The 16,035-nt window shown below is 65.1% G+C and carries 17 protein-coding genes; 12 read left to right on the top strand and 5 right to left on the bottom strand.

Annotated features, from left to right (window positions below):
- Window positions 1–33: 33 nt before the first annotated feature.
- The 3 genes from rpmG to radC all read right to left on the bottom strand — a co-directional run bounded on the left by rpmG (window position 34) and on the right by radC (window position 1,348).
- The gene (gene rpmG, locus AB4Z27_RS02845) at window positions 34–204 is read right to left on the bottom strand and encodes a 50S ribosomal protein L33 (RefSeq protein ID WP_008644909.1); all 171 of its coding nucleotides are present in this window, start codon (window positions 202–204) and stop codon (window positions 34–36) included.
- 13 nt (window positions 205–217) lie between these two features.
- On the bottom strand, window positions 218–451 hold the full coding sequence (gene rpmB / locus AB4Z27_RS02840; RefSeq protein WP_006575661.1) for a 50S ribosomal protein L28: 234 nt from the start codon (window positions 449–451) through the stop codon (window positions 218–220).
- A gap of 204 nt (window positions 452–655) precedes the next feature.
- Entirely contained in the window at window positions 656–1,348 is a 693-nt protein-coding gene (gene radC, locus AB4Z27_RS02835) for a RadC family protein (protein WP_092301061.1), read from the bottom strand.
- A 118-nt stretch (window positions 1,349–1,466) separates the two neighbouring features.
- On the opposite strand from radC, the gene AB4Z27_RS02830 reads away from it, so the two are divergent.
- The 7 genes from AB4Z27_RS02830 (at window position 1,467) to AB4Z27_RS02800 (ending at window position 8,676) form a co-directional block, all read left to right on the top strand.
- Entirely contained in the window at window positions 1,467–1,958 is a 492-nt protein-coding gene (locus AB4Z27_RS02830; protein ID WP_092300942.1) for an FKBP-type peptidyl-prolyl cis-trans isomerase, read from the top strand.
- Between the two features lie 26 nt (window positions 1,959–1,984).
- Window positions 1,985–2,950, top strand: a complete 966-nt coding sequence (ispH, locus tag AB4Z27_RS02825; protein WP_177220010.1) for a 4-hydroxy-3-methylbut-2-enyl diphosphate reductase — start codon at window positions 1,985–1,987, stop codon at window positions 2,948–2,950.
- Window positions 2,951–3,627: 677 nt separating this feature from the next.
- The gene (locus tag AB4Z27_RS02820; protein ID WP_092300936.1) at window positions 3,628–4,830 is read left to right on the top strand and encodes a branched-chain amino acid ABC transporter substrate-binding protein; all 1,203 of its coding nucleotides are present in this window, start codon (window positions 3,628–3,630) and stop codon (window positions 4,828–4,830) included.
- Between the two features lie 218 nt (window positions 4,831–5,048).
- Complete coding sequence (locus AB4Z27_RS02815; protein ID WP_092300933.1) at window positions 5,049–5,984, top strand: branched-chain amino acid ABC transporter permease; 936 nt, start codon at window positions 5,049–5,051, stop codon at window positions 5,982–5,984.
- Between the two features lie 13 nt (window positions 5,985–5,997).
- Window positions 5,998–7,152, top strand: coding sequence for an ABC transporter permease subunit (locus tag AB4Z27_RS02810; RefSeq protein WP_092300930.1), 1,155 nt, complete (start codon window positions 5,998–6,000; stop codon window positions 7,150–7,152).
- A 13-nt stretch (window positions 7,153–7,165) separates the two neighbouring features.
- The gene (locus AB4Z27_RS02805; RefSeq protein ID WP_092300927.1) at window positions 7,166–7,942 is read left to right on the top strand and encodes an ABC transporter ATP-binding protein; all 777 of its coding nucleotides are present in this window, start codon (window positions 7,166–7,168) and stop codon (window positions 7,940–7,942) included.
- Window positions 7,943–7,959: 17 nt separating this feature from the next.
- A complete protein-coding gene (locus AB4Z27_RS02800; protein ID WP_092300924.1) occupies window positions 7,960–8,676 on the top strand; it encodes an ABC transporter ATP-binding protein in 717 nt (238 codons plus the stop codon).
- A 79-nt stretch (window positions 8,677–8,755) separates the two neighbouring features.
- Here the strand turns inward: AB4Z27_RS02800 and AB4Z27_RS02795 are convergent, their stop codons facing one another.
- Together AB4Z27_RS02795 and AB4Z27_RS02790 are read right to left on the bottom strand one after the other, a co-directional pair.
- Complete coding sequence (locus AB4Z27_RS02795) at window positions 8,756–9,943, bottom strand: acetylornithine transaminase (protein ID WP_092300921.1); 1,188 nt, start codon at window positions 9,941–9,943, stop codon at window positions 8,756–8,758.
- Between the two features lie 278 nt (window positions 9,944–10,221).
- Window positions 10,222–11,277 carry a CDP-6-deoxy-delta-3,4-glucoseen reductase gene (locus AB4Z27_RS02790; RefSeq protein ID WP_092300918.1) on the bottom strand — a complete coding sequence of 352 codons (1,056 nt, stop codon included), beginning with the start codon at window positions 11,275–11,277 and terminating at the stop codon, window positions 10,222–10,224.
- Between the two features lie 10 nt (window positions 11,278–11,287).
- Here AB4Z27_RS02790 and AB4Z27_RS02785 point away from each other — a divergent pair, with 10 nt between their 5' ends.
- The 5 genes from AB4Z27_RS02785 (at window position 11,288) to hutC (ending at window position 15,948) form a co-directional block, all read left to right on the top strand.
- Window positions 11,288–12,316 (top strand): NAD-dependent epimerase/dehydratase family protein, encoded by a 1,029-nt coding sequence (locus tag AB4Z27_RS02785; RefSeq protein WP_441643878.1) that lies wholly within the window; start codon window positions 11,288–11,290, stop codon window positions 12,314–12,316.
- A 216-nt stretch (window positions 12,317–12,532) separates the two neighbouring features.
- Window positions 12,533–13,495, top strand: a complete 963-nt coding sequence (locus AB4Z27_RS02780) for an ABC transporter substrate-binding protein (RefSeq protein WP_092300912.1) — start codon at window positions 12,533–12,535, stop codon at window positions 13,493–13,495.
- A gap of 52 nt (window positions 13,496–13,547) precedes the next feature.
- Window positions 13,548–14,393: an ABC transporter permease gene (locus tag AB4Z27_RS02775; RefSeq protein ID WP_092301058.1), complete on the top strand. Its 846-nt coding sequence runs from the start codon at window positions 13,548–13,550 to the stop codon at window positions 14,391–14,393.
- On the top strand, window positions 14,390–15,169 hold the full coding sequence (locus AB4Z27_RS02770; protein ID WP_441592329.1) for an ABC transporter ATP-binding protein: 780 nt from the start codon (window positions 14,390–14,392) through the stop codon (window positions 15,167–15,169). Before AB4Z27_RS02775 ends, AB4Z27_RS02770 begins: the two co-directional genes overlap by 4 nt.
- A 5-nt stretch (window positions 15,170–15,174) precedes the next feature.
- Complete coding sequence (gene hutC / locus AB4Z27_RS02765) at window positions 15,175–15,948, top strand: histidine utilization repressor (RefSeq protein ID WP_092300906.1); 774 nt, start codon at window positions 15,175–15,177, stop codon at window positions 15,946–15,948.
- Window positions 15,949–16,035 lie beyond the last annotated feature (87 nt).

Raw genomic sequence — 16,035 nt, 5'->3', positions numbered from 1 at the left:
CTCGGCGGGGTTCTTCATCGGAGACCGGATCAATTACTTGATCTTGGTTTCCTTGTAAGGCACGTGCTTACGGGCGACGGGATCGAACTTCGAGATCTCCATCTTTTCCGGCATGGTGCGCTTGTTCTTGGTGGTCGTGTAGAAATGACCCGTACCTGCGGTCGATTCCAGCTTGATCTTGTCGCGTCCGCCTTTGCTGGCCATGTTGTACTCCTATTTAGACTTCGCCGCGTGCGCGCAGGTCGGCGAGCACGGAGTCGATGCCTTTCTTGTCGATCAGGCGCAGGCCGGCGTTCGAGACGCGCAGGCTCACCCAGCGGTTTTCCGATTCAACGAAGAAGCGGCGATTCTGCAGATTGGGCAGAAAACGGCGCTTGGTCTTGTTGTTTGCGTGGGAAACGTTGTTGCCGACCATCGGCGCTTTCCCGGTCACTTGACAGACGCGTGCCATGAAGCACTCCTAAATCTTATTCGTGGACAATGTTCGCAACAGATCAACAAAAGGCGCGCGGGCCCGGACTGCAGCGGATTGAGACTTCAGCAAAACGAACATTATAGACCGGAAACGACTGGCGAATCAACGCCTTCCGCGCTGAGGGGAAGACTTAGTGTTGTGCCGCAGGTTTGCCGTGCTGCCGGGATCACGTGGACGCGCTCACGTGGGCGGGACGGCGGGCAGCCGGTCATGCTCGGCGAACGAATAGATATCGCTGCCGGCGACAATGTAATGGTCCAGCAGCCCGATGTCCAGCACGGCGAGCGCCCGGGCGAGGTGCCGTGTGGTGGAAAGGTCAGCGAAGCTGGGTTCTACGGGGCCGTGCGGGTGGTTGTGGGCGACGATGACATGGGCGGCGTTGTATGAAAGCGCTTCGCGCGCCACTTCTCGTGGATAGACCGTGACGCCACCCAGGGATCCGCGTCCAAGCTCTACATTGGCGAGCAGGCGGTACGCACTATCCAGATAGAGGGCGATGAAGACCTCGTGCGGCARGCGCGACAGCGTCAGCCGCAGGTAGGCGCGGACCGCGCGCTCGGAATCCAGGCCGCGCGGGGCCTTGAGCGTCTCGGCCAGCGCGCGCCGGGTCAGTTCCGGCACCACGCGCAGCTGGGCCTGCTTGGCGGCGCCCATGCCCTTGATCGTGGCAAGGGTATCGGTATCTGCGGCAAACAGCCGCGTCAGCGAGCCGAAGCGCCCCAGCAGCTCCCGGGCGAGGTCCACGGCGCTCTTGCCGGGGCTGCCCACACGTAGGAAAACAGCGAGTAATTCGGCGTCGGACAATGCTCCCGGGCCGCCCAGCGCCAGCTTTTCGCGGGGGCGCTCCTGGGCGGGCCAGCGGGGAATTGGCAGCATCGACATCGAATCGTCTCCAGAAATTGCCACACTAACTGTCATGCCGGCTGCGACGGAGGCCGGCGGCAGACGGGCCAGTCGAATACAATACGGGTTGTTGACCGGTTGATCACCCATGAATTTGCAAACTTTTGCGTCAGAAGCGGAAGGCGGCGGCGCGGCTGCCCGCAAGACAGTCCTGGCGGACTCCTTCCTGACCCTCCACTACAGCATCTCCCTCGAGAACGGCACCGAAGTCGTGAGCACGTTCGAGGAAAAACCCGCCACGCTGCTGCTTGGCCAGGGCCAGCTCGCGCCCAACCTCGAGGCGGCGCTGCTCGGCATGCCCGAGGGCCAGCGCATGACTTACCGCCTGGCGCCGGAGCATGCCTTCGGCCCGCGCAACCCCGAACTGCTGCAGTGGGTCTCGCTGGCCACGCTGCGCGAGAACAGCTCGTTCGAGGAAGACTATTCGCCCGGCGACCTCGTGGAATTCAATGCACCGAACGGCGGCAAGTACGCCGGCGTGCTAAAGGAATTCGGCGAGACCGCCGCGCTGTTCGACTTCAACCACCCGCTGGCCGGACAGACCATCCTGTTCGATGTCCAATTGATCGGAATTCTCTGATGTCAGCCGTTGTGACGGACCCCAGCATGCCCGAGCTCACCCTCCCCATCGACGCCGAGATCCTGATGGCGCAGCCGCGTGGCTTCTGCGCCGGCGTGGACCGCGCGATCGAGATCGTCGAACGCGCGCTGGCGCTGTTCGGCGCGCCGATCTACGTGCGCCACGAGATTGTCCACAATGCCTACGTGGTGGCCGATCTGCGCAACAAGGGCGCGGTGTTCGTCGACGAACTCGACGAAGTGCCACCCGGTTCGACCGTGATCTTCAGCGCGCATGGCGTGTCGAAGGAAGTGCGCGCAGACGCCACCGCGCGTGGCCTGACCGTGTTCGACGCCACCTGCCCGCTGGTGACCAAGGTGCACGTCGAGGTAGGCAAGATGCGCGCCGAAGGCTGCGAGATCATCATGATCGGCCACAAGGGGCATCCCGAGGTGGAAGGCACGATGGGCCAGGCCGAGCGCGGCATGCTGCTGGTGGAGTCGGTCGAGGACGTCAACCGTCTGGCCGTGTCCGACCCGTCGCAACTGGCCTACGTCACGCAGACCACGTTGTCGGTGGACGAGACTGCCGAGATCGTGGCGGCGCTGAAGGCGCGCTTCCCGGATATCCGCGAGCCCAAGAAACAAGACATCTGCTATGCCACGCAGAACCGCCAGGACGCCGTGAAGTTCATGGCGCCGCAGGTGGAAGTGGTGATCGTGGTGGGCAGCCCGAACAGCTCGAACTCGAACCGCCTGCGCGAGCTGGCGGATCGCCTCGGCGTGCCGGCCTACATGGTCGACGATCCTGACCAGCTCAAGCCCGAGTGGGTGGCAGGCAAGCGCCGGATCGGCCTGACCGCAGGGGCCTCGGCCCCCGAAGCACTGGCCCAGGCCATCGTCGAGCGCCTGCGCACGTTCGGCGTGCGCAGCGTGCGAGCGCTGGAAGGCGTGGAAGAGAACATGTCCTTCCCGCTGCCGCGCGGCCTCGCCAGCGTGTCCGTGCAGTCCTGATCCTGCCTGTTTCCGCCTGATTGCCGGACATCGACCTGAAGCGGGTCGGTGTCCGCGCCCGTCGTTCTCCCCGTCCCGCCGCTTCTTCTTCCTTCCCCGTTTTTCGCTGTTCTGCCATCGCACCGCGCTGGTGCGTATCGTTGCGTCCGCTATTTTTGTCGCGACGTGCGCTGCCGCACTATCGGAGACATTTAAGGACTTACAAAACCGCACCCGGCGCCATAATGCCGCAATACGTGTCTTAACACCCAGACAATATCAGGGTAATCCCCGAGGATGGGGTTTTCCCTATTATGGTGCGGCGCTACATTCTGCACATTAGAGAGGCGGCCCGGTATTTGAAATGAAATACCTAATTAATACCTGGCCATTATATGTGGCGCGGCGCAGGCTTGTGACGTGGCGCAAGCGCCTCCGGCGAGACTCGGGCACGATTCTTGTAAGCACRGGTGACGGGTCTGCCAAATGGGCGGAGATTGCCCCAATCTGTGCATTGGGGAAATTCCCTAGCGCAATTGGTGGGTAAATGGTTCAGGTTGTTGCGTCGCGTATTGCATCCGCAAAGAAAGGGGATACAATGCGCGCGTTTCAAATTGAAACTAAACAAAGGGCGGTCCAGGGAATACGTCCGGGAGGCGTAGTATTTCCCTGTTTTTGTGAATCCTAGGAGATCACTCATGCAATTCACGTTTGCCAAGATTCTGCCGATCGCGGCCGCTGTGGCGCTGGTCGCTGCATGTGGCAAGAAAGAAGAAAAGCCGGCTGATGCGGCAGCATCGGCACCTGCCGCGGCGGCACCGGCTGCAGGTGGCGGTGAAACCATCGTCAAGATCGGCCACGCGGCTCCGCTGACGGGCGGCATTGCCCACCTTGGCAAGGACAACGAAAACGGCGCGCGCCTGGCCGTGGAAGAAGTCAACAAGACCGGTCTGGAAATCGGCGGCAAGAAGATCAAGCTGGAACTGGTGGGCGAAGACGACGCCGCCGATCCGAAGACCGGCACCGCCGTGGCCCAGAAGCTGGTGGACGCGAAGGTCGTCGCCGTGGTGGGTCACCTGAACTCGGGCGTCTCGATCCCGGCTTCGAAGATCTACAGCGATGCCGGCATCGTCCAGATCTCGCCGTCGTCGACCAACCCCGACTACACCAAGCAAGGCTTCAAGACCACGTACCGCGTGGTGGCTACCGACGCCCAGCAGGGTCCGGCACTGGCCAACTACGCCGCCAAGAGCCTGGGCGCCAAGAGCGTGGCCATCGTCGACGATGCCACCGCCTACGGCAAGGGCCTGGCCGACGAGTTCGAGAAGACCGCCAAGGCTTCGGGCGTGAACGTGGTGGCACGTGAAGCCACCAACGACAAGGCCACGGACTTCAAGGCCATCCTGACCAAGATCAAGGGCAAGAAGCCGGACGTGATCATGTACGGCGGCATGGATGCCACCGGCGGTCCGTTCGCCAAGCAGGCCAAGGAACTGGGCATCACCTCGAAGATCGTGGGCGGCGACGGCGTGTGTACCGACAAGGTGGCTGAGCTGGCCGGCGATGCCGTGACCAACATCATCTGCTCGGAAGCCGGTCTGGCCCTGTCGAAGATGGAAGCCGGCGACGACTTCCAGAAGCGCTACCAGGCACGTTTCAACGCCCCGGTGCAGATCTACGCACCGTTCACGTATGACGCCGTGATGGTGGTCGTCGATGCCATGAAGCGCGCCAACTCGTCCGAGCCGGCCGCCATCCTGGCCGAAATGCCCAAGACGAACTACAAGGGCGTGATCGGCAACATCGCCTTCGACGAAAAGGGCGACATGAAGGAAGGCACCATCACGCTGTACGAGTACAAGGACAAGAAGAAGTCCGTCCTCGACGTCGTGAAGATGTAATTCCGGGCTTACCGGCCCATCCGAACGGCACCGTGAGTATTTTGCGGTGCCGTTCTTTTTAGTCTCGCCAACGGTTGACAGCATCCTTACCATGGATGGAACAGGGCGGGCAGCACACCAGCAAGTCATCACCTCTCTACCCGACCCATCCAACATTACCGTCCCACCCACGGCATCCACACCATGCCGCGCGGCCTGGGGCTGAAGCAGGAGTTTTCATGGATATCTTTATCCAGCAGATCGTGAACGGTCTGGTGCTCGGCAGCATCTATGCGCTGATCGCACTGGGCTACACCATGGTCTACGGCATTCTGGGCATCATCAATTTCGCGCACGGCGACGTGCTGATGATTGGCGCGCTGACCGCGCTGTCGGCCATCATGGGGCTGCAGAAGTTCGCGCCCGGCCTGCCCGAGTGGCTGACGCTGGTGATCGCCACGCTGATCGCCATGCCCGTCTGTGCAGTACTGTCCTTTTCGATCGAGCGGATTGCCTACCGGCCGCTGCGCAACGCGCCGCGCCTGGCCCCGCTGATCACCGCCATCGGCGTCTCCATCATCCTCCAGACGATGGGCATGCTGATTTGGTCGCGCAACCCGCTGACCTTCCCGCAGCTGCTGCCCTCGAGCCCGATCGACATCGGTTCCACGGGCGCCACCATCACCGGCAAGGAAATCGTCATCATCGGCATGGCCGTGATGGTGATGGCTGGCCTGCTGGCCCTGGTCAACCGCACCAAGCTCGGCCGCGCGATGCGCGCCACCGCCGAGAACCAGAAGGTGGCGGGCCTGATGGGCGTGAACCCCAACTTCGTGATTTCGGCCACGTTCATGATCGGCGCCGCCCTGGCGGCGCTGGCAGGCGTGATGATGGCCACCAACTACGGCAACGCGCACTTCTACATGGGCTTCATCCCCGGGCTGAAGGCGTTCACCGCCGCGGTGCTGGGCGGCATCGGCAACCTGGCCGGGGCGATGGTCGGCGGCATGCTGCTGGGCCTGATCGAAGCACTGGGCGCCGGCTACATCGGCGACCTGACCAACGGGGTGTTCGGCTCGAATTACCAGGACGTGTTCGCGTTCGTCGTGCTGATTACCGTACTTGTGTTCCGTCCGTCCGGCATCATGGGCGAACGCGTGGCCGAYCGCGCCTGAGGAGAGCGAATCCATGAATACTCCGATTCCATCCACGGCCGTCGCGGCACCGTCGCGCGTGCCGGCCAAGACGCTGGCGGCCCTGCTGGGCTTCCTCGTCGTGGCGCTGTGCGCGCCATTCTTCGTCCAGACCTTCGGCGGCAACTACTGGGTGCGCGTGCTCGACTTCGCGCTGCTCTACATCATGCTGGCGCTGGGCCTGAACATCGTGGTCGGCTTTGCCGGCCTGCTGGACCTGGGCTACATCGCGTTCTACGCGGTGGGCGCCTACCTSATGGCGCTGCTCGGTTCGCCGCACCTCGCCAACCAGTTCGAGTGGATCCACCAGCTGTTCCCGAACGGGCTGCATCTGTCGATGTGGTTCGTGCTGCCCATTGCACTTGGGGTGGCGGCGCTGTTCGGCGTCATGCTGGGCGCGCCTACCCTCAAGCTACGGGGCGACTACCTGGCCATCGTGACGCTGGGCTTCGGTGAGATCGTTCGTATTTTCATGAACAACCTGGACCGCCCGGTCAACATCACCAACGGCCCCAAGGGCATCACGGCGGTAGACCCGGTGCACATCTTCGGCTTCGACTTCTCGAAATCCCACGAGATCTTCGGGCTGAAGTTCACGCCGGTGTTCATGTACTACTACCTGCTGGTGTTCYTGGTCATCGTGATCGTGTTCATCTGCCTGCGCCTGCAGAACTCGCGGATCGGCCGGGCCTGGGTGGCGATTCGTGAAGACGAGATTGCCGCCAAGGCGATGGGCATCAACACCCGTAACGTGAAGCTGCTGGCGTTCGCCATGGGCGCCTCGTTCGGTGGTGTGTCGGGTGCTGTATTCGGCGCATTCCAGGGCTTTGTCTCGCCCGAGTCGTTCACGCTGTGGGAATCGATCTACATCCTGGCCATCGTGGTGCTGGGCGGCATGGGCCATATCCCGGGCGTGATCCTGGGCGGCATCCTGCTGGTGGGCTTCCAGGAACTGCTGCGCGTGGTGGCGGAGCCGATGCAGACCGGCCTGTTCGGCCATGTCATCGTCGATGCCGAGGTGCTGCGCCAGCTGATGTTCGGCCTGGCACTGGTGGGGGTGATGCTGTATCGCCCGGCCGGCATCTGGCCGTCGCCGCGCAAGGAAGATCGCCCGGTGGTGCGCCGGGCGGGCAGCGTTGGCCGTTTCTGACCAGGAGGACATCATGAGCAACAACGAATTCCTCCTGTCCGTACAGGGGGTCAACAAGCGCTTCGGCGGCCTGCAGGCCCTGTCCGACGTGGGCCTGCAGATCCGCAAGGGCGAGATCTATGGCCTGATCGGCCCCAACGGCGCCGGCAAGACCACGTTCTTCAACGTTATCACCGGCCTGTACACGCCCGATTCGGGCGAGTTCGTGCTGGGCGGCAGCGCCTACCAGCCGACGGCCGTGCATGAAGTGGCCCGGACCGGCATTGCCCGCACGTTCCAGAACATCCGCCTGTTCGGCGAGATGACCGCGCTGGAGAACGTGATGGTGGGCCGCCACGTGCGGACCAAGGCCGGCGTGCTCGGCGCGATCTTCCGTCCGCCCTCGGTRCGGCGCGAGGAAGAGGGCATCGAGGACATGGCCCACGATCTGCTGGACTACGTCGGCATCGGCAAGTACGCCAACTTCACCGCGCGCAACCTCTCCTACGGCCACCAGCGCCGCCTGGAGATTGCCCGCGCGCTGGCCACCGAGCCCAAGCTGCTGGCGCTGGACGAGCCYGCGGCCGGCATGAACGCCACCGAGAAGGTGGAGCTGCGCGGCCTGCTCGACAAGATCCGCAACGACGGCCGCACCATCCTGCTGATCGAGCACGATGTGAAGCTGGTGATGGGCCTGTGCAACCAGATGACCGTGCTGGACTACGGCAAGGTCATCGCCCAGGGCCTGCCGCAAGACGTGCAGAACAATCCCGCGGTGATCGAGGCTTACCTCGGCGCATCGGCACACTAAGGCGGGAGAGACGCGCAATGAAACAGACAGTACTGAAGATTTCCGGCCTGAAGGTCGCCTACGGCGGCATCCAGGCCGTCAAGGGCGTGGACCTGGACATCCACGACGGCGAGCTGGTGACGCTGATCGGCGCCAACGGCGCGGGCAAGACCACCACCATGAAGGCCATCACCGGCCTGCAGGGCTGGGCCGGCGGCGACGTGGAGTACATGGGCAAGTCGATCAAGGGCGTGCCCAGCTACACGCTGCTGAAGCAGGGTCTGGCGATGGTGCCGGAAGGCCGCGGCGTGTTCGCGCGCATGACCATCACCGAGAACCTGCAGATGGGCGCGTACACGCGCAACGATGACGCGGGCATCAAGCGCGATATCGACCGCATGTTCGAGACCTTCCCGCGCCTGAAGGAGCGGGCGGACCAGCTGGCCGGCACGATGTCTGGCGGCGAGCAGCAGATGCTGGCCATGGCGCGCGCGCTGATGAGCCAGCCCAAGCTGCTGCTGCTGGACGAGCCGTCGATGGGTCTCTCGCCGATCATGGTCGAGAAAATCTTCGAGGTGGTCCGCACGGTGTCCGCGCAGGGCGTGACCGTACTGCTGGTGGAGCAGAACGCGCGCCTGGCGCTGCAGGCTGCCCACCGCGGCTACGTGATGGAGTCCGGCCTGATCACCATGAGCGGCGACGCCAAGCAGATGCTGGACGACCCCAAGGTGCGCGCGGCCTACCTGGGCGAGTAATCGCCCGGCAGCATCCCGGCCAGTAAAAAAGCCTCGCGATTCGCATCGCGAGGCTTTTTTTATCGACCGAAGCCGGGGATCAGGCCAGCTTCTTGAGCAGCGTGCGCAGCATGCCGATCATCTGGTCGATCTCGCCGCGCGTGACGTTCAGCGCCGGCATGAAGCGCAGCAGGCCCGGACGCGGGGCGTTCAGCAGCAGTCCTTCCGGCCCCATGTCGCGCGCTTCTTCGACGATCTGCGCGCCGATCTCCTTGTTCAGCACGAGCGCGCGCAGCAGACCTTCGCCACGCTCGCCGCCCAGGCCGAATTCGGCCGACAGCGCCAGCAGCTGCTCGCGCAGGTACTCGGCCTTGGCCTTTACCTCGTCCAGGAAGCCCGGCGCGGTCAGCTGGGCGATCACGCTGCTGCCCACCGCCGTCATCAGCGGGTTGCCGTTGTAGGTRCCGCCCTGGTCGCCGGCCTCGAAGCTGGCCACCTCGGCCTTGCAGAGCAGGGCGGAGAGCGGCACGCCGCCGCCGATGCCCTTGCCCAGCGTCATGATGTCCGGCTCCACGCCCGACAGCTCGTAGGCGAACAGCGTGCCGCAGCGGCCGCAGCCGGTCTGCACTTCATCGACGATGAACAGCAGCTTGTGCTTGTCCGCCAGCGCGCGCAGGCCCTGCATGAACTCGCGCGTGGCGGGAATCACGCCGCCTTCGCCCTGCACCGGCTCCAGCATGATGCCGACGGTCTTGTCGGTGATCAGGGCCTCCACGGAAGCCAGGTCGTTCAGCTCCGCCTTCGGGAAGCCCGGCACCTGCGGCGCGAAGATGGTGTCCCAGCCGGCCTTGCCCGACGCGCTCATGGTGGCGAGCGTGCGGCCATGGAAGCTGTGGTCCATGGTGATGATCTCGTACGCGCCGTTCTTGTGCTTGCGCCCCCACTTGCGGGCCAGCTTGATGGCGCCTTCGTTGGCCTCGGCGCCGCTGTTGGCGAAGAAGACCTTGTCGAAGCAGCTGTTGTCGGTGAGCTGCTTGGACAGCACCAGCATCGGCTCGTTGTAGAAGGCGGGGCTCGGGTTCAGCAGCTTGCGGGCCTGCTTCTCCAGCGCCTCGATCATGCCTTCGTTCGAATGGCCCAGGCTGTTCACCGCCCAGCCCTGCACGAAGTCCAGGTATCGCTTGCCGTTATGGTCCGTCAGCCAGGAGCCCTTGCCTTCGGTGAAGACCAGCTCGGGGCGGTTGGTGATGTACATCAGGGATTGGACGGGAAAATCGGCAAATGCCATGGCGGACTCCTGGGTTCGGCGAGTAAGGGGTGAGAGGATCAGACCGGCAAAAACAAAAAGCCACGGGGRTTGCCCGTGGCTTGTCGACCTGAACAGATGCAATGGACGGTCAGCCGCGAGGCACCCTGAGAGGGAGCGACGTACGTGCGCGGCGTCGGAGCATGATCGTGTTCATGTCGGCCAATATAAGGCGCATGCACCCGGGTGTCAAAACCAAATGTGGAAAGTCTGGCAGACCCGGGTGGCATTGTTGTGTCGACGGAACGGCTTGGGGGTGGTCAGGCGGCCCCGGCCGGGTGCATGTCGGCCTCGGACGTGAACGAATCGGCGAAGAACGCGTCCTCGTGCAGTTTGCACTGGGCGGTGAAGTCCGTGCGGGCCGCGTTGACCATCACCGGGGCGCCGCAGGCGTAGACCTCGTGGCCGGACAGGTCCGGATGATCGTCGATCACGGCCTGGTGCACGAAGCCGGTGCGGCCAGCCCAGTTGTCGTCGGGCTGGGCGTTGGAGATCACCGGCACGTACTGGAAGTTCGGCAGGTCGCGCGCCCACTGCTCGCACAGCGTGTGCATGTAGAGGTCGGCCGGGCGGCGGCCGCCCCAGTACAGCGTCATCTTGCGGTCGATGCCGGTATAGGCGGCATGCTCGACGATGGCCTTGATCGGCGCGAAACCCGTGCCGGAGGCCAGCAGGATGATCGGCTTGTCCGAGTCCTCGCGCAGGAAGAAGCTGCCCAGCGGGCCTTCGAAGCGCAGGATGTCGCGCTCCTTCATGGCCGGGGCGCCTTCCTTGGCACCGAACACGTAGTCGGTGAACGCGCCGCCGGGCATATGGCGGATGTGCAGCTCGATCGGGCCTTCCTCGTGCGGCGGCGTGGCGATGGAGTAGCTGCGGCGCTTGCCGTCCCGCAGCAGGAATTCCACGTACTGGCCGGCCAGGTACTGCATGCGCTCGGTGGCGGGCAGTTGCAGGCGGATGGCGATCACGTCGTCCGCCAGGCGCTCCAGCGTGCTCACGCGGCAGGGAATCTTCTTGATGGGGATGTCACCGGCGCCGTGTACTTCGCGGCACTCGATGGTGATATCCGAAGTGGCGTTGGCGCAGCAGAACAGCGCGCGGCCTTCGGTCTTTTCCTGGGCCGTCAGGGCCGAGGCGGCATGGTCGCCCTGGACGAAGCTGCCTTCGACCACACGGCCCTTGCAGGAGCCACAGGCGCCGTTCTTGCAGCCGTAGGGCAGGCCGATGCTGTGGCGCAGGGCCGCGCCGAGGATGGTTTCATCGGCAGCCACCTCGAACTTGTGGCCGCTGGGCATGACGGTTACTTGATAAGCCATAATCAGGTCTATGAGCCAAATTCTGTCGCCGCATGCGGCATTGTCTTACTCCCGGGCGGGTCGCCGCCTGGGCCGTCCGCGCCTGCTGATCGTCGGCTGCGGTGATGTCGGTTCGCGGGTGCTGCGCCTGCTGGCGACGCGCATGCGCGTGTTCGCCGTGACGTCGCAGCCTGCCCGGCGGGCCGAGTTGCGCGCCGCGGGCGCGGTGCCGCTGGTGGCCGATCTGGACCGGCCTGCCACGCTGGCAAGGCTGCGTGGACTGGCGGACCGGGTCATCGACCTGGCCCCGCCGCCCGCGCAGGGGAATGGCGATCCGCGCACACGTGCCTTGCTGGCTGCGTTGCGCCGTACGGCACGGCGCCGCGCCCGGTCGGGGCGCATGGCTGCCCACGCCGCCAGCGAGGCCGCCATTCTACCCGAGCGAGGCTGGCACCGCGCGTTTGAGGCGGCGGCCCGGCATCAGTCCGCCGGAGCCTTTGTCTATGCCAGCACGACTGGCGTCTATGGCGATCGGGGCGGCGCCCGCGTCCAGGAATTCGACACCGTGCGGCCGAAGACGCCCCGGGCGCGCCGCCGCGTGGCGGCCGAGTCCGCCGTGCGCCAGTTCGGGCGCGACGCAGGCTGGCGCGCCAGCATCGTCCGCATTCCCGGCATCTACGCGGCGGACCGCCTGCCCGTAGCCCGCCTGCACAAGGGCACGCCGGCGCTGGCGCCGCAGGACGACGTCTACACCAGCCATATCCACGCCGACGACCTCGCCCGCACCATGATCGCGGCGCTCTGGCGCGGCCGGCCCCAGCGCGTGGTGCACGCCAGCGACGACACCGAGCTGCGCATGGCCGATTACTTCGACCTCGTGGCAGACCGCCGTGGCCTGCCCCGGCCCCCGCGCATCACCCGCGAGCAAGCGCGCGAGGTGATCGAACCGGCACTGCTGAGCTTCATGAGCGAATCGCGCCGGCTCGACAACGGCCGGCTCAAGCGCGAGTTGCGGCTGCGGCTGCGCTATCCCACCGTCACGGACTTCTTCGACGCCTGACTGGGCCCTGACCCAGCCTGCGGCTCCCTGGCACACCGCTTGCGATTCCTATCGCCGCGGTGCTGCTGTCTATACAGGACTGTGCACAATCACCCCATAACGGTGCGATTCAAGGCGTATTCGGCGCTTTTATAGGGCACTCGCCTAGTGCAAACCCCGCGTTGACTTGTATAGACAGGCATTGCACCATTGCCCGACCACAAAGGAGCCGACAGCATGACCCTGCACCGCCGCGCAACGCTCGCCGCCATCGCCCTCGCATCCCTCGTCACCACGCTCGCCGTCCCGGCCCACGCGCAGAACACGCCCGTGACGCTCGGCATGAGTGGCTGGACCGGCTTCGCCCCGCTCACGCTCGCCGACAAGGCCGGCATCTTCAAGAAGAACGGCGTGGACGTGGATATCAAGATGATTCCGCAGAAGGACCGTCACCTGGCGCTGGCCTCGGGCGCGATCCAGTGCGCGGCCACCACGGTGGAGACCCACGTGGCCTGGAATGCCAACGGCGTGCCGATCACGCAGATCGTGCAAYTGGACAAGTCTTATGGCGCGGACGGCCTGGCCGTGCGCGGGGATGTGAAGTCCTTCGCGGACCTCAAGGGCAAGACCATTGGCGTGGATGCGCCGGGCACCGCGCCGTACTTCGGCCTGGCGTGGATGCTCAAGAAGAACGGCATGACGCTCAAGGACGTGAAGCTGACCACGCTGTCCCCGCAGGCCGCGGCGCAGGCTTTCGTGGCCGGGCAGAACGATGGCGCGATGACCTACGAGCCGTATCTGTCGACGGTGCGCGCCAATCCGGACAAGGGCAAGATCCTCGCCACCACGCTCGACTACCCGATGGTCACCGACACCCTCGGCTGCGCGCCGAAATGGCTCAAGGACAATCCCAAGGCCGCCCAGGCGCTGGTGGACAGCTACTTCGAGGCGCTTGAGATGATTCGCAAGGATCCGGCCAAGTCGAACGAGATCATGGGTGCGGCGGTCAAGCAGACCGGCGAGCAGTTCGCCAAGTCGTCGGCCTACCTGCGCTGGCAGGACAAGGACGCCAATCGCACCTTCTTCGCGGGCGAGCTGGCCAGCTTCAGCAAGGAGGCCGCGGCCGTGCTGCTCGATATCGGCGTGATCCGCCAGGCGCCGGACGTGACCACGCTCTATGACGCCCGATTCCTCAAGTAAGCCGGAGGCCGCCGTGAGCCAGATTTCCCAGGTTTCCACGCCCGTGGCGCGCATGCCCGCACCGGCGAACGGTGCAAGCGGCGATGACAGCACCGCCGCCGCGCGCCGCCGCCATCCGTGGCTGTCGCCGCTGGTGCCGGTGGGCGGCCACGCGCGCTGGCTGCTCGGCCTGTCGTTCTTCGCGGTCTTCTTCGCGGTGTGGGCGGCGGTCACGCTGGGCGGCTTCGTSCCGCGCACCTTCCTGGCCGAYCCGCTGACCATGGCGCGCGAAGGCGTGGTCCTGTTCACGCAATACAACTTCCTCGGCGACATCGGCATGACGGTGTGGCGCGTGGTCGGCGGCTTCTTGCTGGCCGCCGTGCTGGCCGTACCGCTCGGCATCTTCATGGGCGCGTACAAGGCGGCGGAAGCGTTCTTCGAGCCCTTTGTCTCGTTCTGCCGCTACCTGCCGGCCTCGGCCTTTATCCCGCTGCTGATCCTCTGGGCCGGCATCGGCGAGACGCAGAAGCTGCTGGTGATCTTCATCGGCTCGTTCTTTCAGATTGTGCTGATGGTGGCGGTGACGGTGGGCGGGGCGCGCAAGGATCTGGTGGAGGCCGCCTACACGCTCGGCGCTACGCCGCGCGGCATCGTGCGGCGCGTGCTGATTCCGGGCGCGGCGCCGGAGATTGCCGAAATCCTGCGGCTGGTGCTGGGCTGGGCCTGGACCTATGTGATCGTGGCGGAGCTGATCGGCTCGTCGTCCGGCATCGGCCACATGATCACGGACAGCCAGGCGCTGCTCAACACCGGGCAGATCATCTTCGGGATCATCGTTATCGGCTGCATCGGGCTGGTGTCCGATCTCGTCTTCAAGCTGGCCAACCAGCGCCTGTTTCCGTGGAGTTCGATCAAATGAGCGCGCTGTCGATCCAGCAGGTTTCTCGTACTTTTTCGAATCCGCGCGGTGGCGTCACCCAGGCGCTGCTGCCGGTGGACTTCGATGTGCGCGATAACGACTTCGTCACCATCCTTGGCCCGTCAGGCTGCGGCAAGTCCACGCTGCTGCGCATCGTGGCAGGGCTGGACACGCCCTCGGGCGGGCGCGTGCTGCTCGACGGCCAGCCGGTGGCCGGGCCGGGCGCCGATCGCGGCATGGTGTTCCAGTCGTACACGCTCTTTCCGTGGCTGACCATCGAGCAGAACGTGCGCTTCGGCTTGCGTGAGCGCGGCATGAGCGCGGCGAACCAGAAGGAGCGGAGCGACTATTTCATGGCCCGCGTGGGGCTGCGCGGCTTCGAGCACCACTACCCGAAGCAGCTCTCGGGCGGCATGCAGCAGCGCACGGCGATTGCCCGCGCGCTGGCCAACGACCCCAAGATCCTGCTGCTCGACGAGCCCTTCGGCGCGCTGGACAACCAGACCCGCGTGCTGATGCAGGAGCTGCTGCTCGGCATCTGGGAGTCCGCGCGCAAAACGGTATTATTCGTCACGCACGATATCGACGAGGCCATCTTCATGGCCAACCGCGTGGCGGTGTTTTCCGCCAGACCGGGTCGGATCAAGAGCGAGATCGCGGTGGATTTCCCCCATCCGCGCCATTACACGATCAAGACTTCGCCCGAGTTCTCCGCGCTGAAGGCGCGGCTGACCGAGGAAATTCGTGCCGAGGCCATGGCCGCGGCCGAGCACTGACCGCCATGAATCACCCCGCTGCCGGCCCCATCCCGACCAACCCCTCCACGCCTTCGGCGCCCTCCGCGCTYTATCAGCAGGTGAAGGAGTACATCGCCCGCCAGATCCAGAGCGGCGCATGGCAGCCGGGCGACCGCGTGCCGTCGGAGCAGGAGCTGGTGACCCGGTTCTCGGTGTCGCGCATGACCGTCAACCGGGCGCTGCGCGAGCTGTCCGAGCAGGGCAGGGTGGTGCGCGTGGCCGGCGTGGGCACCTTCGTGGCGGAGCACAAGCCGCAATCGACGCTGCTCTCCGTGGTCAACTTGCAGGACGAGATCCGCATGCGCGGCCATGACTATGCGTGCGATGTGATCCTGGTGGAGCGCGTYTCGGCGTCGATCGAGGTGGCGGCGGCGCTCGAGCTGCGCACCGGCGAGTCGGTCTATCACTCGGTCTGCGTGCATCGCGAGGACGGCGTCCCGGTGCAGYTGGAAGACCGCTACGTCAATCCGCGCGTGGCGCCGGACTTCATCACCCAGGATTTCCGCGATACGCAGCCGGGCGAATACCTGCTGCGCAACGTGCCTTACGACCAGGTGGAACACGTGGTCGATGCGATTGCCGCTACCCCCGAGCAGGCCGCGCAACTGGAAATGCCGCCGACCCAACCGTGCCTGCTCCTGACGCGGCGCACCTGGACGAGTGGCGTGCCGGTCACGTTCGTGCGCTGCCTGCATCCGGGCAACCGCTATCGCCTCGGCAGCCGCTTCCGCGCCGACGGCAATCCGGCCTTCGGCTAAAACTGAGTAGCTGGGGCCAGTTAGTACTGGCCTTCGGCCCCCATTTTCGACTAACCTGTATAGACAGGCTCATACAACTGATTTTAG

It is taken from the genome of Cupriavidus sp. KB_39 (genome assembly GCF_052114485.1).
GTDB lineage: Bacteria > Pseudomonadota > Gammaproteobacteria > Burkholderiales > Burkholderiaceae > Cupriavidus.
This window is presented reverse-complemented; position numbering and strand designations above follow the sequence as displayed.

Excerpts from the sequence above, each read along its gene's own strand:
- rpmG (WP_008644909.1), bottom strand. The coding sequence starts at position 204 with ATGGCCAGCAAAGGCGGACGCGACAAGATCAAGCTGGAATCGACCGCA.
- rpmB (WP_006575661.1), bottom strand. The coding sequence starts at position 451 with ATGGCACGCGTCTGTCAAGTGACCGGGAAAGCGCCGATGGTCGGCAAC.
- AB4Z27_RS02830 (WP_092300942.1), top strand. The coding sequence starts at position 1,467 with ATGAATTTGCAAACTTTTGCGTCAGAAGCGGAAGGCGGCGGCGCGGCT.
- ispH (WP_177220010.1), top strand. The coding sequence starts at position 1,985 with ATGCCCGAGCTCACCCTCCCCATCGACGCCGAGATCCTGATGGCGCAG.
- AB4Z27_RS02820 (WP_092300936.1), top strand. The coding sequence starts at position 3,628 with ATGCAATTCACGTTTGCCAAGATTCTGCCGATCGCGGCCGCTGTGGCG.
- AB4Z27_RS02800 (WP_092300924.1), top strand. The coding sequence starts at position 7,960 with ATGAAACAGACAGTACTGAAGATTTCCGGCCTGAAGGTCGCCTACGGC.
- AB4Z27_RS02790 (WP_092300918.1), bottom strand. The coding sequence starts at position 11,277 with ATGGCTTATCAAGTAACCGTCATGCCCAGCGGCCACAAGTTCGAGGTG.
- AB4Z27_RS02785 (WP_441643878.1), top strand. The coding sequence starts at position 11,288 with ATGAGCCAAATTCTGTCGCCGCATGCGGCATTGTCTTACTCCCGGGCG.
- AB4Z27_RS02770 (WP_441592329.1), top strand. The coding sequence starts at position 14,390 with ATGAGCGCGCTGTCGATCCAGCAGGTTTCTCGTACTTTTTCGAATCCG.